Annotated in this window: 15 protein-coding genes; 4 read left to right on the top strand and 11 right to left on the bottom strand. The window is 36.8% G+C overall.

Features of this window, described 5'->3' with window-relative positions; all coding sequences use genetic code 11:
- Positions 1-10 precede the first annotated feature (10 nt).
- The 7 genes from J6L97_RS07945 to J6L97_RS07975 all read right to left on the bottom strand — a co-directional run bounded on the left by J6L97_RS07945 (position 11) and on the right by J6L97_RS07975 (position 7,491).
- Entirely contained in the window at positions 11-1,255 is a 1,245-nt protein-coding gene (locus tag J6L97_RS07945; protein WP_013086046.1) for a M16 family metallopeptidase, read from the bottom strand.
- Positions 1,252-2,466 carry a M16 family metallopeptidase gene (locus J6L97_RS07950; protein ID WP_057726543.1) on the bottom strand — a complete coding sequence of 405 codons (1,215 nt, stop codon included), beginning with the start codon at positions 2,464-2,466 and terminating at the stop codon, positions 1,252-1,254. Before J6L97_RS07950 ends, J6L97_RS07945 begins: the two co-directional genes overlap by 4 nt.
- The gene (locus J6L97_RS07955) at positions 2,453-4,876 is read right to left on the bottom strand and encodes an FtsK/SpoIIIE family DNA translocase (protein WP_057726544.1); all 2,424 of its coding nucleotides are present in this window, start codon (positions 4,874-4,876) and stop codon (positions 2,453-2,455) included. The genes J6L97_RS07950 and J6L97_RS07955 overlap by 14 nt, the downstream gene beginning before the upstream one ends.
- Positions 4,877-4,888: 12 nt before the next feature.
- Positions 4,889-5,284, bottom strand: a complete 396-nt coding sequence (locus tag J6L97_RS07960; RefSeq protein WP_005718624.1) for a DUF1149 family protein — start codon at positions 5,282-5,284, stop codon at positions 4,889-4,891.
- Entirely contained in the window at positions 5,284-5,844 is a 561-nt protein-coding gene (locus J6L97_RS07965; protein WP_005718623.1) for a tRNA (cytidine(34)-2'-O)-methyltransferase, read from the bottom strand. Before J6L97_RS07965 ends, J6L97_RS07960 begins: the two co-directional genes overlap by 1 nt.
- A 62-nt stretch (positions 5,845-5,906) precedes the next feature.
- A complete protein-coding gene (locus J6L97_RS07970; protein WP_005718622.1) occupies positions 5,907-7,094 on the bottom strand; it encodes an AI-2E family transporter in 1,188 nt (395 codons plus the stop codon).
- 16 nt (positions 7,095-7,110) lie between these two features.
- Positions 7,111-7,491 carry a PTS glucitol/sorbitol transporter subunit IIA gene (locus J6L97_RS07975; RefSeq protein WP_005721518.1) on the bottom strand — a complete coding sequence of 127 codons (381 nt, stop codon included), beginning with the start codon at positions 7,489-7,491 and terminating at the stop codon, positions 7,111-7,113.
- A gap of 179 nt (positions 7,492-7,670) precedes the next feature.
- Here J6L97_RS07975 and J6L97_RS07980 point away from each other — a divergent pair, with 179 nt between their 5' ends.
- Together J6L97_RS07980 and J6L97_RS07985 are read left to right on the top strand one after the other, a co-directional pair.
- Positions 7,671-8,699, top strand: coding sequence for a lactonase family protein (locus J6L97_RS07980; RefSeq protein ID WP_057726545.1), 1,029 nt, complete (start codon positions 7,671-7,673; stop codon positions 8,697-8,699).
- Between the two features lie 111 nt (positions 8,700-8,810).
- Positions 8,811-9,503, top strand: coding sequence for a TVP38/TMEM64 family protein (locus tag J6L97_RS07985; protein WP_035443123.1), 693 nt, complete (start codon positions 8,811-8,813; stop codon positions 9,501-9,503).
- A 34-nt stretch (positions 9,504-9,537) separates the two neighbouring features.
- Here J6L97_RS07985 and J6L97_RS07990 read toward each other — a convergent pair whose 3' ends face one another.
- The 4 genes from J6L97_RS07990 to yjbM all read right to left on the bottom strand — a co-directional run bounded on the left by J6L97_RS07990 (position 9,538) and on the right by yjbM (position 13,749).
- A complete protein-coding gene (locus J6L97_RS07990) occupies positions 9,538-11,313 on the bottom strand; it encodes an oleate hydratase (RefSeq protein WP_057726546.1) in 1,776 nt (591 codons plus the stop codon).
- Positions 11,314-11,418: 105 nt separating this feature from the next.
- The gene (locus J6L97_RS07995; RefSeq protein WP_057726551.1) at positions 11,419-12,324 is read right to left on the bottom strand and encodes an RluA family pseudouridine synthase; all 906 of its coding nucleotides are present in this window, start codon (positions 12,322-12,324) and stop codon (positions 11,419-11,421) included.
- Positions 12,317-13,120, bottom strand: coding sequence for an NAD kinase (locus J6L97_RS08000; RefSeq protein ID WP_005718616.1), 804 nt, complete (start codon positions 13,118-13,120; stop codon positions 12,317-12,319). Before J6L97_RS08000 ends, J6L97_RS07995 begins: the two co-directional genes overlap by 8 nt.
- Positions 13,117-13,749: a GTP diphosphokinase gene (gene yjbM / locus J6L97_RS08005; protein WP_005718615.1), complete on the bottom strand. Its 633-nt coding sequence runs from the start codon at positions 13,747-13,749 to the stop codon at positions 13,117-13,119. Before yjbM ends, J6L97_RS08000 begins: the two co-directional genes overlap by 4 nt.
- Before the next feature lie 76 nt (positions 13,750-13,825).
- On the opposite strand from yjbM, the gene J6L97_RS08010 reads away from it, so the two are divergent.
- Together J6L97_RS08010 and J6L97_RS08015 are read left to right on the top strand one after the other, a co-directional pair.
- A complete protein-coding gene (locus J6L97_RS08010) occupies positions 13,826-14,434 on the top strand; it encodes a CYTH domain-containing protein (RefSeq protein ID WP_013086040.1) in 609 nt (202 codons plus the stop codon).
- A gap of 86 nt (positions 14,435-14,520) precedes the next feature.
- Complete coding sequence (locus J6L97_RS08015) at positions 14,521-15,138, top strand: DsbA family protein (RefSeq protein ID WP_057726547.1); 618 nt, start codon at positions 14,521-14,523, stop codon at positions 15,136-15,138.
- The last annotated feature ends 4 nt before the right edge of the window (positions 15,139-15,142 follow it).

Consider the following 15,142-nt stretch of genomic DNA (forward strand, 5'->3'; position numbering starts at 1 on the left):
TATCAACCCCTTACTTGTTTTCTAAGTAAGCAGAACAAAGTTCACTGTCTTTCATAATCTTTTGGCAGTAGTCATAAAACTGATCAAAATTCATCGCCTGCAATTTAGCTATATTTTGTGTTAAATTTTCATGATCTAAATTTTCTTCAATTAATTCAATTGCCAAATAAGACAGGTCATTACTTGTCCTAGCAGTGCGTGCTAACCATTCTTTCTTTTGCAAAATGAAGTTTTGTCTAATAAAACGGTATTCCGCTGAATTTTTCTTAATTGGTTCCGTCAATACCCTCTTTATTTCTGCAATTACTTCTTGAGCTTGAGGACTTACACCAAAAATAGTAGCAAAATCGCCCTGCCTGGTGTAATTAACAGAAATCTGCAGCGAATCCATTAACAACTGCTTTTTTCTCATTTCTTCAAACCATGGTCCCATTGCACTTAGTTTTGATTCTAACATTATTTCTAACAGAATTTGAGTCAAATCAAAGCTTAATAATACTTTCTTAAAGTTTTTAAAGCGAATTCCTAAACCAAAGGAATTAGAATTACCTCTGGCTGGCAAGACTTGATCATGTAACATGCGAAAACTAACTTGTTTTTCAGCTGTGCTTTTACCTTTCCCGTGCAAATATTTTTGCTGCAGCTTTCCTACTTGCCGCAAAATCGTTTGCACTTGATTATCAGAAAAATCACCGCAAGCAACAAATTGCATCTTTTCTGGCACATAATTAGCCTCATAAACTTGGGTCAAGTTTTTCACTGTAACTTGATTAATTGATTCTTTCGTACCTACAACTTCGATCCCTAGATTAGAATCACCAAACATATCATGCATAATCGCATTATTTACGCTCCAAGTTGGGTCATCCTGATACATGGCCAATTCTTGTTCAATAATCGGAGCCTCTTGCGCGATATTTTCCTTAGTAAAATACGGCTGCCCTACCAATTCAAACAAGAGATCGATCATTTTAGGCGTATGCTCAATTCCACTACAATAAAACATTGTTTCATTAAAAGACGTGAATGCATTAACGTCAGCACCAATATCTTCAAATTGCGTTGACAGATCACCATCTTTTTTGGCAAATAGCTTATGCTCTAAGAAATGAGCCGAACCGGCAACCTTTTGTGGATCACTACTACCAAAGTCAACAATTATACCGAAAAATCGTTGATAAAAATGTGGCTTTAAAATAATTTCGGCTTTAAAGCCTGACTGATATTCTTTTTTGATAATTTTTGGTGTCATCATTTTAAAACATAACTTTCATTAAAGAATAAATTTTGTACGAAAGCTACTAACTGCTTAGGTGTAGCTCTCCTAATTGCATTTTCACGATCAAAGTCTAAATATCCCGAGAACAATTCATCACGCAACATTTGACCCATCTGCCAGTTTTGACCGTCTAGACCAATCTTCATATTACGCAAAATTGCCTTTTTAGCCTTTTTAAATAAATCATCTTCTACTTCGCCCTGAACTAGTTTACCCATTTCGGATAAAATAATTTTTCGAGCCGCTGCAATCTTACTAGGATCAAGTCCTGCACTGACTAAAAACAAAGAATTATTGGCAAAGCAGCTTGCTTCAACATTATAAGCTGCTCCCAATTGCTCCCGAATTTGCGTAAATAATTTAGATGATTGATCACCTGCCAAATATTGCGATAATAATATTCCCATTACTTGACCGCGATAATCAATACTTTGTTCTAAACCAAAGCCCATTAACAATTGAGCTTGCACATTTCCTTGATCATCCTCTTTTTCAATCAACTTTCTTTTAGCTGGAATAGTTAGACTAACTGTTTGAAATGATTTAGTTAAACCAGTTTGTTGAAACATAGCCTGAGCTAATTTAGAAACCAGATTATTATCCCTGGTCATTCCTAAAATTTGCATTGGTACATTAGCTAAATTACGCCAATAATGCATCATAGTCGTGCTAGTCGCAGCTTTGATTTCATCTAGTGAGCCAATAAATGTCTCCGCATAATCAGGTTGATCCTGATACCACAATTTAAAAAACTGCTCCAACGCATAATTAGATGGTTGTTCAATCAGTTCTTGATATTCTTCTGCTAATTGACGTTTAGCATATTCCACCAAAGGTTCCGCAAAATTAGGTTGATTAACTATTTGTGCAATCACATTAAGAATTTCTTCATACGTATAATGTGGATCCAAAATCTCAATCGGCTCAACAAAATTGGCATAATAAGTCAAAAGTATTTCTTTACCAAAAACTTGTGGCATAATCTCCAGCTGTAAATCATATAATTCTGCCAATCTTTTTTGTTGTAAAGCAAGTGACGGATAACTTAAGCTGCTATTCATCTGTATTCGCGCTAGCAAACTAGCATAAGCTAAATTATGTTTAGTCAGCGGCAAACGCAAAAAACAGCCAATAGCGGCTGTTGTAAACTTTTTATTTTTTCTAATTGCAATATTAGTTGTGAGCATTGTTTGAATTACCTTCATTCTTTATTGGTGGCACTAAAACTTGTCGTGGCTTAGAGCCTTCAGATGGACCAACAATCCCTTTAGCTTCCATTTCATCAACAATTCTAGCAGCACGATTATAACCAATTCTAAACCTACGCTGCAACATTGACACGCTAGCCGTCTGTTGACGTCGTACTAAATCAACAGCTTGCTCATAGAATTCATCTGCTGGCTCATCATCTTTACTATCAGCATTTGATGAATTTTCACCTTTTTTAGGAATCATTGTCTCATCATAACTAACCTCTTGTTGCTTCTTAACCCATTCAATCACGCGTTCAACTTCATCACTAGCAATATAAGCACCTTGAACACGTTCAGGTTTAGATGCCCCAATTGGCATATAAAGCATATCACCACGACCAAGTAATTTTTCTGCACCTGTTTGATCCAAAATAGTCCTTGAATCCACTCCACTTGATACAGCAAAGGAAATTCTCGATGGTACATTTGCTTTAATCAGACCGGTAATAACATCAACACTTGGACGCTGAGTTGCCAAAATCATATGAATTCCGGCAGCACGTGCCATTTGTCCTAAACGAACAATCGCGCCTTCAACATCGTGACCACCAACCATCATCAAATCACTAAGTTCATCAACTACAACTAGAATATAAGGTAACGGCTTCATCACTGGTTTAGTTTTATCACGATTGTTTTCAGCAACTTTTTGATTATATTCACTCATGTTTCGCACGCCACCAGCCGCAAATAGCTTATATCTGCGCTCCATTTCTTTAACAACTTTGCGCAGTGCATTTGCGGCTAGCTTAGCATCGGTCACCACAGGGATCAATAAATGCGGCACACCATTATAAACTGAAAGTTCGACCATCTTTGGGTCAATTAAAACTAATTTAACTTCTTCAGGCCACGCCTTCATTAAAATACTGGCTAAAATTGTATTAATCGCTACGGACTTACCAGAACCAGTTGAACCAGCAATCAATAGGTGTGGCATCTTAGCTAAGTTGGCAGAAATAATGCTTCCAGTTACATCTTTACCCAATGGTACATCCATCGGATCGCTTTTGGCTTTATTATCTTGATGTTCCATCACGTCTTTGAATGAAACAACAGACGTTGCTCGGTTAGGTACCTCAATTCCGATAAAGGGCTTACCAGGAATTGGTGCTTCAATTCGAATATCTTTAGCCGCAAGCGCCAAAGCCAAATCATCCGCTAAGTTTACAATTCGACTTACCTTAACGCCAACAGCTGGCTGGACTTCATAACGCGTAATAGTTGGTCCTAAAATAGCTTTTTTAATAATCACCTTAACGCCAAAACTCTTAAACGTTGATTGCAAAACTTGGGTATTTTTCTTAATTAAATCACGGTCAGTACTCTGATCAGTCGATTTAATTGGATCAAGTAAGCTTAAAGGTGGCATCTTATAAGCTTTATTGACTGGCGCATCAGTTTTTAGTTCACCATGATCGACATCGGCTAATTCCTGCTTTAACTTTTGATCATCTTCCGCAAAAGAATGTGACTTAGGTAGTTCCTTTACCCCGTCATCATGTTGTGGTGCAATTTGAATTTGCGGTTCTGGATCAGGTGTGGTCTCTGGCTCAACTTCTACGTCTTCAGCCGTCGGCGTTACATCGTCATCAGTTGGATCGGCAGGGTCAAAGTCTGCTACATTAGGAAAAATCGGTTTATCGTCATCAACTAAATCTTCGTCTTGTTCCTCTTTTTTCTGACGCCGCTTTTCCAAAACGTCATTATATTTATCTTTGACCTTTACCCCAGCTTCTTTATTCTTTTTGATGAATAATTGACTAACTGTCTGGAATTTTTCGATAATTGTTCTAAATTTAACATCAAAAAACATCAAAATTCCAATTGGCAGCAATAAAATAGCAAAAACACGGACACCGATTTGCCCTAGTAGTGGATAAAAAAGTTGATAAGCTAATGAACCAATTAATCCACCACCAATGCTCTCAGTGACTCCAGCACGACCAAACTCCGCGGCCATTGCATGCCAAAAAGAATTCAGGAAATTACTGTTAACTAATTCATGTTCAAAATACAAGTTACATTGAATTAACAGAATTCCCAAAAAAGCGATTGCTAACCCCAAGCTACGCTTAATTGTTAAGTGAATCGGTTGATTATAGATTAAATTTACTAGGCCAAAAAGTCCCAGTAAACCTGCCGCAAACAAATAGGAATCCCCGAAGAACATTCGAATCAAATTTGCAATTTGCTTACCCAAAATACCGAAACGGACAAAAGCTAGCCCCGCTATTAAAATCAAGACTAAACCACAAATACTCCAATTAAGATTTTGCTTTTTGTTTGCTTTTCGCTTATTGTAGCTCTTTTTGGCCTTTCTTTGTTTCTTTTTTGCAGGCATGTACTCACCTGATTAATTATCGAATTCAGCCTTGAAGTTCAAGTTAACCGGCTGACCCAAAGTTAATTGGGTTGTTTCATAGATCAAGGTCTCAAGTTGCTCAACTAATGGTCGAGTTAGTAACTGCCAATCTGAATTACTAATGTCAGAGCCATCACCATGGTAATCTTTTAATTGCACGATTTGATGAATCAAGCCGCTTGCTTCAAACATAGCTGGTGCAGGAATTACATCATATTGAATAGCAACATCATAGTAACTACCATTTTCTTCTGAATGCTCATCGTCACCGCTAACATCTAATTTTCTAATTCCTGGTCTAACGTCACTAATTGGTTTGGTATCTTCATCAACTAAATCATAATGAAATGCCTGTACGATAATATCTGTCTGTTTTTCAAAATCCATTATTTATTCTCCCCTAGATTACGTTCATATCTTTCAGGACGATCATAGTCATCTTTTAACTTGTCATTTTCATAATGATGGGTTGTTTCCATATTAGGAAAACCTTGCTGGCGTAAAGCTTCTAGCAAAACCATTGCTACAGAATTAGACAAGTTATAGCACCGAATGTTATCAGACATTGGGATACGTAAATTACGGTCATAGTATTCACGCATAAAAGTTTCTGGCAAACCAGTTGTTTCTTTACCAAAAACAAAGTAATAATTCTTGTTAGGATCAGTATAATCGACTTGTGCATAATTTTTTGATGAGAATTTAGAAATTAAATACATCTCATCATTAGGCCCTAAGGTCTTCAAAAAGGCATTCAAGTCATCATGTCTGCGTACATCGACCTTGTCCCAATAATCAAGACCTGCTCGCTTCATTTTTTTATTATCGATTTGAAAACCAAGTGGTTCAATCAAATCAAGGACAGTGTTAGTCCCCGCACAAGTACGAGCAATATTACCAGTATTAGCTGGCATCAATGGTTCATACAAAACTACATGATTAGTCATTCAAAAAACTCCTTATCAAAAAAAGCGTAGCTTTTAAGCCACGCTTTAAAACTATCTAGTATTTATTCGCTTTCGTCATGATCTGCATCCCCCGTGGTCGAAGAAACAGCATTCTCTTCAAAGAGTTTAGACTCTCTTCGATAATAATTGTACACGCGAGACACAATAATCTTCAAGATCGCATAAATTGGAATACCGAAAACTACACCCCATAAGCCCCAGACGGCACTAGCACCAATCAAGAGTAAAATTGTTGTAATTGGGTGCATTTCCATTTTATTCCCCATTACCCATGGGCTAAGAATTCTTGATTCAATTGTTTGTTCAATAGCAAAAACAATTAAGACCTTAATTAACATTGAACCTGAAGTCATAATTGAAATTACAATTACAGGAATCATTGCTAATGGTGTACCAAAGTATGGGATTAAGTTCATAAACCCAGCTAAAATTGCCAAAGCCACGCCATATGGTAAACCAATTAGAATGTAACCCAATGAGAACATCACACCTACCCAAAAGGCAACAGTAATTTGACCACGGACATATGAAGCAACAGCATAGTTAATATCATATAATAATTTGCTAAAACTAGGTTGCCACTTTTCAGGTGCAAACTTGGTAATATATGGCCGCAGTTGATGACCATCTTTTAACATGAAGAATAAAATAAACGGTGCAGTTAACAAAGTCATAGCCACCATTGTAATAATGCTGACGGCAGATGAAATATTGCCGATAGTTGCATTGATGGTACTTTGTCCAGATTTAAATAAGGTCTTCTGCGTATTATCAATCATGCCTTTGATACTGCCTTTAAATGAATGTAAACGCGGATCTTGCAACGCATTTTGTGTTGCATTAACCGCATCATTCCAAATATGAGGCCAGTTCTTTATCAATGAATTAATCTGATTCTGTGCAATTGGAACCAAGATATTAATAATCCAAATTAATGCGACAACTACTAGTAAGAATAAAACTATAATTGTCACCACTCGCGGAATCTTAAATTTTCTTTCACACCAATCAACAACCGGATTCATGATATAGTACTGAATTACCGCTAATAATAATGGCGGTAAAATTGCACTAAAGAAGATCCAGGCAGGATTCAATACAAAAGATACCTTATTAAAGACCCAAATAATTAAAAAGAATAGCAGGACGTTTAATAAAACAATACTAAAACGATTATCTAAGAACCATTTTTTAAAAACAGTTCCACCCCTATGTTGGTTATTTTCCATCTATTCATCCTAATTTTTAAATGTGTTCATAAACAATATCATCATCAACCTTAAAATTAGGTAATGGTTGATCAATATCCGGATCAAAGTAGATCGCATTAGCAAGTGGCGTCTTAGAAACGGGACGGTTAAAGAACAAGGTTGCGTGTCCCAATGCCTTCATGTTGCTCTCTACCATCGGACCAACATAGTTTGCAACATAGGTTTGACCATCAACAGTGATTGTATCGCCTTTTTTAAAAACAAAACCACTAACTGGCGTCTCAGTACTGAATTTTTGAATGACAGAAACGTCTTCCAAATCCTTATTAGCACCCTCGCCAAATAAAATTACCATGCCATCTTTATTATCGACGGCCTTTTTACCAATTTTTTTAATATTTGCAATCCATTTCATAATATAATCTCTCCTTAAAAATAATTTTAGCATAAGAAAAGCTGCTTAAAAACTTAAGCAGCCCAAAATCGGCGATTATTTTTTGCTCAACAGGAAATCGTGTTTTTAAGCGTCTAATCCGCTTTCATGCTATACTTTATTTTAGACTTATTTTTATTTAGAGATGGAGGCCCACATATATGAAGGTTTTAATCGGAGGTTACACCAAAAAAACTTCCAAAGGGATTTATGAATTACCTATTACCGGTGCAGCAAATGATGCCCGTTTAGGCAAAGCTGAGAATATTATTAGCGTTGGTGGTCCAACTTATTTCCGAAAAGATGGTAATTTAATTTTTACTGTTAATAACGCTGGCGATAAAGGTGGAATCAGCGTCTTTCAATTAAGTGATCAAGGCGCAAACGAAGTTGACCACTATTTAACTCCAGGCTCTTCGCCAGCTTATGTAGGAATTAACCGCACCAAAAAGTTGATTTACACTGCTAACTATCATACTGCTGTCTTGTCCGTTTTCCGCTACAACGACAGTGGCAAGCTCGATCTAGTTGATACTATAACTCACAAAGCTGAAACGTTGGGTCCGCGTCCTGAACAAGTTGACGGTCCTCACCCTCACTTCTTTGATGAAACCCCAGCTGGTAACTTGGTTAGTTGTGATCTAGGCAATGATACCGTTGATTTTTATAGATTAGAAAATGATCAATTAAAACACATTGCTCAATATAAGTGCGAAACTGGCTTTGGTACACGTCATATCGTCTTCAGTAAAGATGGCAATTACTTCTACGTTGTCGGTGAACTTTCTAGTCAAATCAATGTCGTTAAATTTAACGAAGACACTTGGGACTTTGAAAATATTGCTACTTATAAGACAATTCCTGCTGATTTTACTGACCATAACGGAGCTGCTGCTTTATATATTAGTCAAGATGGCAAATATGTTTACACTTCCAACAGGGGACATAATTCAATTGCTGTCTTCAAAGTTAACGACGATCATACTTTGAGCCTGGTTCAACGTGTATCCACTTTTGGTGACTTCCCTCGTGATTTTAATTGGGATAAAGATCAGCGCTACGTCGTTGTCGCTAATCAAAATACAGATAATGCTACTCTTTACACAAGAAACGCTGGTACTGGTAGCCTAACTCCTATTCAAAAAGAAATTTCCGTACCAGAAGGCACTCGCGTTCTTTTCACCAAATAGTAATTAACATTAGTACCAAAGTCATGGCGCAATAGAACGTCATGGCTTTTTTATTCCTACAACTTAAAGTAAAATAGAAATAAATGAAACAAAATATAAGAAGGTGACAAAGTGAAAAGAAAAATAATTCGAATATTACTTTTCATTCTTGGCGGGATATTAGGGTTACTACTTCTGTATAAACTCTATTTAAATTACCGTCCTGAATTGAATTTATTACTTCATTTTGATCACCATAATGAAGAAGTACTCGTTAACATGGTCCGTAGCCATGGTATTGAAGACTTAGCCTTTTTATTTTTACTTAATGCGATCTGTGTAGCAATTCCTGGCTTATCCAACGGAATCTTTTGTGTTCTCAACGGAATCCTTTATGGCCCTGCCTGGGGATTTATTGTTAATTGGATCAGTGACATTTTAGGCCAAATAATTTTAATGGAACTTTTGCAAAAACTCTATGACATGAAAAAGATGTCTAACAGTAAAGTTTATAAGTTATTGACTGGATTAAAATCACCAATGCTTGGATTAATTATTGGATATATGATTCCATTTATTCCGAGTGCGACAGTTAGCTATGTCAACATTATGATTAATAAGGGGCAACGTAAAAAACAGCTAATACCAATCATTATCGGTGTCATCCCCTTCGCTTACTTATATGCTTATGGTGGCGATTCAATCTTGCACTTAGACGGACCACGATTGATTAAAGTTGTAATCTCATTCGTTGTCATTGCTTTAATTGCAGTAGCTATTTTGCTTAGTCTGAGAGCAATCAAAAAGCGTACAAAAAAAGCTTGAATTTACTCAAGCTTTTTTATTATGCCTAGCATATTTAAACTAAGTTAGCTTCTTCTAACAGTTCTTCGACCCAAGTTCTCTTGATTTTCTTCATCCCTGTTTTGAGAGCTAACTTCTCAGGTAATGGCATCTCTTGATCAACTAATTTCTTCTTGTCAGACATGTAGTACATCGCACGAAGCAATTGACGAATATCATAAATTGAGTCAAATACTTCAGGTACACCACGGTCAACGTTAAGCAATGTATAAACAGCTTCCATGGCAGTTCTGACAGAATATTCGGTGGTAAAGACAGTGTCTCTAGTTGGTGATTCGGCAAAATTGCCAATAAAGGCAATATTAACTGATCCTTCTGGAACAACATCTGGACGGTCCCCATCATGACGAGGCATAAAGTAACTAGTGATATATGGCATGTAAACTGGTACGGTATTCATATTTTCTTCACTAGCCAATTCGCTGATTTGACTCTCTGGTACGCCTAAGTGATAGAGCATTTCCTCGGCAATTTCTTTACCAGTACAGTCAACGACTCTCTTCTTGATGTAATTACCCTCAGTATCAGAATACAAAGCATAAATCCAAACAACGATTTGATCTGGATTCTGGCTCTTAAAGTGAGGTTGACGGTGAATAGTAAAGCTAAGTTCCCAATTAGAGTCAACAACAGTGATAATTCCACCAGTATTAACTTTACCATCGTAAAGGCTGCGCTTAGTCAAGCGTTCAAAGTATGGAGCTATTTTCTTATTTTCCAAGGTAGCTGTAGCTGATACGAACCAACTACGCTCTGGCAAGTTTTCACAGAAGACATCTGGATGACCAAAGTCAGGATCTTGTTTAGCCAAATTTTCCCATAATTTCCATGAAGAGCCCTTGTCGTGAGTAATTGGTGCTGGGGTATTTTGATCACCATAAGTAGAACTTTCAGTGATTGAACCGTTAGTCACAAAGACAATATCATCTGGGGTTAAATCAATATCACTTTGCTCACCATTCTTGGTCATCACGATCTTCTTGGCAACCTTTTGCTTGCCCTCATGATCAACAACCACGTTATCAACGTGACAATCATATTCAAATTGAACACCGTGATCTTTTAAATATGCCAAAAGTGGCTTAACCATGGACTCATATTGGTTATACTTGTTAAACTTCAATGCGGTAAAGTCAGGCAAACCATCAATATGGTGAATAAAGCGCATTGCATAACGCCGCATTTCGGCTGCTGAGTGCCATTTTTCAAAGGCAAACATTGTTGCCCAGTATGTCCAGAAATTAGTCTTAAAGAAGTCATCACTGAAGAATTCTTCAATTGTTTCACCTTGGAGTTCCTTTTCCGGTGTCATGATTAACTTCAAGATTTCATTAGCGCACTTACCTAGACCATATTGACCATTACTTGGTAAGCGATCACCGCGATTATAAATTAGACGGCAATTGGATGAGTTAGGATCTTCTTTATCAAGCCAATAATATTCATCTAAGTATGATGCGCCAGGGATTTCCAAACTTGGAATCGATCTGTACATATCCCACAAACATTCAAAGTGGTTCTCCATTTCGCGGCCGCCCCGAACCACGAAACCTGCATTAGGACGCTTAGCACCATCAAGTGAACCACCAGCTACGGGTAGCTCTTCTAAGATATGAATATTTTCACCCTTCATTTGTGCATCACGAACTAAAAAGACAGCTGCAGAAAGACCGGCTAAACCACTACCAATAATATAAGCAGATTTTTTATCTACGCCTGCGGGCTTTTTGGCATCCGCAAAAGCCTCATAATTACCATTGGAATAGTACATAAAGATATCCTCTTTTCTGTATAAGTATAGTTTTTAACATTACGCTTTAATTCTAAAGAAAGCGGTTACTGGATGCAAGTTTTTTAGAAGTTTTAGCTAATAACTTTAGAATTCTTTATTAATTAGTTTCTGCCACAGTTCTTGCATATCTTTTGGATCATTCAACTCAATTGTTTTACATTTTTGCTGGCTAAATGGATCCGGAAAATTTAAATAAAAGCAATTTAAGGCTTGGCGTGAAAACCCATCTTGAATTCCATATAAAGGATCACCATATAAGGGGTGTCCCAGATAAGCCATGTGAACACGGATCTGATGGGTTCTACCGGTAAGCAAGCGTAACTCTACCAAGCTAGCACCTGTAACCTGATCTAGGACTCGATACGCGGTTTGAGCGTCCTTTCCATCTGCCACTACCGCACGTTTAACCCCACTACCCTTTTTGCCAATCGGTTGATCAATTAAACCAGTTAACTCATTCGGAGCAAAATTGCCATGTACAATTGCATGATATTTTTTGACAAATTTCTTCTTGCCAATTTTACTAAAACGAGCATGGGAAATTGCATTTTTCCCCACCAATACTAAACCAGATGTATCTCGATCTAATCTAGTAATAACATGCGGCTTCAAATTTTTCTGTCCTTTTTGGGCAAAATAACCCAACAATCGATTGACCACCGCATCATCATCTTCATAGCGTGAGGGAATTGACAACACACCTGCAGGTTTGTTAACTACAAGATAATTTTTATTCTCCAACACAATTGATACTGGATTATTCGATGGCTTTAAAAAATCATTTTTCTTTTCTTCACCACTGATAAAAATCACTTCATCCCCAGCACGCAAATTAAAGCTAGTATATCTTCTTTTATGATTTACTAAAATCATGCCATGATGGTGTTTAGCATTGTTTAACGCTTGATGCGAAAAACCATTTTTTAACAAAAAAGGACCCAGCTTTTTGGGGTCTCTTTCTTGCACAATTAGTCTAAATAAACTAGTCATTTTTTTCATTATCTCCAATAAACGCATTTTGTACGCGTGACCAAAAATGATGGTGGCCAAATTGATCAAACTGAATCGAATGCCGCGAAATTCGATATTCAATCTTCTTAGCATTACGTACATCAATTCTTGCTCCATCAACTGTCATCACAAAATGATCTGCATTAGGAACAATCGAAATCCATTGATCAGGCGCAATCACAATTGGTGATGACAAAGTTCTAAAAACTCGATTATTAATTGAGGCAATTTCAGTCATTTGCAACGCTTTTAGCCGGGGATGAATTACTGCACCACCTAGTGATTTGCCATAAGCAGTCGAACCTGTTGGTGTTGAAACGCAAAGACCATCGCCTCGAAAGTTTTCAAATAATTGATCATTAATGTACACATCGGCCTCTAATGTATGTGAAACTCTTTTAACCGCTGATTCATTGACGGCTAAATGGTAATGAGTTTCACCTGATTCAGTGAGCATCTTTATTTCTAGTAAAGGATACTTCGCTGGTTCACCCTTGGTTACTGCTAAAGCATCAACCATTTTTTCAATATCATAGTTACGCCAATCAGTATAAAAACCTAAGTGGCCAGTATGAATCCCAATAAAGCGCACAGAATCTACTTGATTTTCATAACGGTGGAAGGCATTGATGAGGGTGCCATCACCGCCAACAGTGATCACTACATCAGGATATCTAGCATCAAAGATAAAGCCCTTTTCCTGAAGCAGCTTCTTAAGCTGCGCAACTGTCTTTAACGTTTCATCATAGTTATTATGCGCTATTGTTACTTTCATAATTTTTCTTTGCCCTTATTTTTGGTAAAAATTTTCTGAGCTTCTTGGACCTCATCCTTAATTGATGACATTTCTTCGTCTAGTCTATAAGCGGCTTCAGCCGTTGATTTTAATCTAGCTGAAATGTCATCAGGATAGACACCTTGATATTTGTAATTTAAAGTATGCTCGACAGTAGCCCAAAAGTTCATTGCCATAGTTCTAATCTGAACTTCCGCAATTAATTTTTTCGGACCTTCTGGTAAGTAAACCGTATAGTTAATCACCATGTGGTATGACCGATATCCACTCGGCTTAGCATTTTGAATATAATCACGCTCCTCAACAACTTCCATATCATCTCGAGCATGAATCAAATCTACTACCTTATAAATATCGTCTACAAATTGAGTAACAATCCTAATCCCTGCAATATCTTGCATATCAGTCTCAATGACATCAGGACTAATTACTCGCCGTTTCATTTTTTCCTTGATAGAATCAACTGTCTTTACCCGGCCAATTACAAATTCAATAGGTGAATGTTCTCCCTTAGTTAAAAAGCCTTGTCTAAGGGAACGAAATTTAACCTTTAACTCGCGAACAGCTTCGTTATAAGGCCACAAGAAGTTATCCCAATCTAATTCCATGAGAAAACATTCCTTTCTTAAGCAAACAAACTCATTTTACCATATAATTAAGTTAAACAGTTCGGAGGAAAAACAGATGAGTAAAAATCGAGAAATTGAAGCAAAAATTCTTTTAAATAAAAGCGTTTATGATCAGATCACTGCCGCTTTTCCAATCAAAAGTGACTTTACCCAAGAAAATTATTATTTTGATACAGCAGATGATTTATTAAAAAATCATCAAATTAGCTTGCGTATTCGAATCTATGCTACTCACGCAGAGCAAACAATGAAGGTACCGGATCCTAATCCTGTACAAAAGAATTTCCATGAAGTAATTGAAATTAATGATGAATTAACTCACGCTCAAGCTAAAAAATTAGTAGCAAAAAAGCATTTTAAATTCACTGGTAATATTGGCGCATATCTAGATAATCATTTTGCCAATGACCAAAAAAAGCTACGTCTTTTCACCTGGAGCAAAACCCGCAGAATTTTGATGAACGGGCCACAAAACTGTGAATTAACTCTAGATGCTACGTCTTATCCAGATAACTATCAAGATTTTGAATTAGAAATCGAAAATACTAATCCTGCTTTAATTCAAACAGTATTAACTAAACTTGAACAAGAATATGACTTTGAACAAACGGCTGCTAACACTAATCAAAGCAAAATAGCTCGTGCAAGCGCTCACCAAAAATAGTATATAGAAAATAAGGCATATTTTTTGTCACTTATTTTTTTTCTTGCTAAAGTAACTAATAGTAAATCACCAAAGAGGTCGAGATTATGTTTGAGATTTTTCTATTCATCAATCCAATAGGGATTTATTGTTATAACACTGAAAAACAGATTCGTAAAACCGTTGATGAATTAGGGGTCGACGTTTGTTATCACTATATTCCCATTGCAAATGTTTGTTTAATCAATGATGATGCGATTCGCCGACGCAAAGATGACCAGAAGTTGCCTGATATTAGTAATTTTTCTAGAGCAACTTATGAAGCATTAGAAAATTACCACGCGATTAGGCTGGCCTATGGCAACAAAAAAGCCCGTCAATACCTGTATGAATTACAAAAAAACTTGAGCAAAGATGCTTCCGCTTATACACCTGAGCTGCTTAAGCGGATTGCAAACAAATTACATATCAAGGATGCGGATATTCAGGCAATCAAACAAACTGATTACCTGCGTACTTCTATTGAAGAAGATCAAAAACTAGCCAACCAATGGAATATTAAAGCTACTCCTACCACCGTTATCTTTAACGAAGACAACGAGCAAAATGGAGTATTGCTAGAGGGACCAATCAATCAACAGGATTTAGTTAATCTAATGCTTCCAAATTGTCAAAAGTGTTTTTCAGACTATTTACCTGCGGAGCATCATTTACGCCTTATCTAAAGGC

The organism is Lactobacillus crispatus (assembly GCF_018987235.1).
Lineage (GTDB): Bacteria > Bacillota > Bacilli > Lactobacillales > Lactobacillaceae > Lactobacillus > Lactobacillus crispatus.

Coding starts and splice junctions, on each gene's coding strand:
- J6L97_RS07945 (WP_013086046.1), bottom strand. CDS start 1,255: ATGATGACACCAAAAATTATCAAAAAAGAATATCAGTCAGGCTTTAAA.
- J6L97_RS07950 (WP_057726543.1), bottom strand. CDS start 2,466: ATGCTCACAACTAATATTGCAATTAGAAAAAATAAAAAGTTTACAACA.
- J6L97_RS07955 (WP_057726544.1), bottom strand. CDS start 4,876: ATGCCTGCAAAAAAGAAACAAAGAAAGGCCAAAAAGAGCTACAATAAG.
- J6L97_RS07960 (WP_005718624.1), bottom strand. CDS start 5,284: ATGGATTTTGAAAAACAGACAGATATTATCGTACAGGCATTTCATTAT.
- J6L97_RS07965 (WP_005718623.1), bottom strand. CDS start 5,844: ATGACTAATCATGTAGTTTTGTATGAACCATTGATGCCAGCTAATACT.
- J6L97_RS07970 (WP_005718622.1), bottom strand. CDS start 7,094: ATGGAAAATAACCAACATAGGGGTGGAACTGTTTTTAAAAAATGGTTC.
- J6L97_RS07975 (WP_005721518.1), bottom strand. CDS start 7,491: ATGAAATGGATTGCAAATATTAAAAAAATTGGTAAAAAGGCCGTCGAT.
- J6L97_RS07980 (WP_057726545.1), top strand. CDS start 7,671: ATGAAGGTTTTAATCGGAGGTTACACCAAAAAAACTTCCAAAGGGATT.
- J6L97_RS07990 (WP_057726546.1), bottom strand. CDS start 11,313: ATGTACTATTCCAATGGTAATTATGAGGCTTTTGCGGATGCCAAAAAG.
- J6L97_RS07995 (WP_057726551.1), bottom strand. CDS start 12,324: ATGACTAGTTTATTTAGACTAATTGTGCAAGAAAGAGACCCCAAAAAG.
- J6L97_RS08000 (WP_005718616.1), bottom strand. CDS start 13,120: ATGAAAGTAACAATAGCGCATAATAACTATGATGAAACGTTAAAGACA.
- yjbM (WP_005718615.1), bottom strand. CDS start 13,749: ATGGAATTAGATTGGGATAACTTCTTGTGGCCTTATAACGAAGCTGTT.
- J6L97_RS08010 (WP_013086040.1), top strand. CDS start 13,826: ATGAGTAAAAATCGAGAAATTGAAGCAAAAATTCTTTTAAATAAAAGC.
- J6L97_RS08015 (WP_057726547.1), top strand. CDS start 14,521: ATGTTTGAGATTTTTCTATTCATCAATCCAATAGGGATTTATTGTTAT.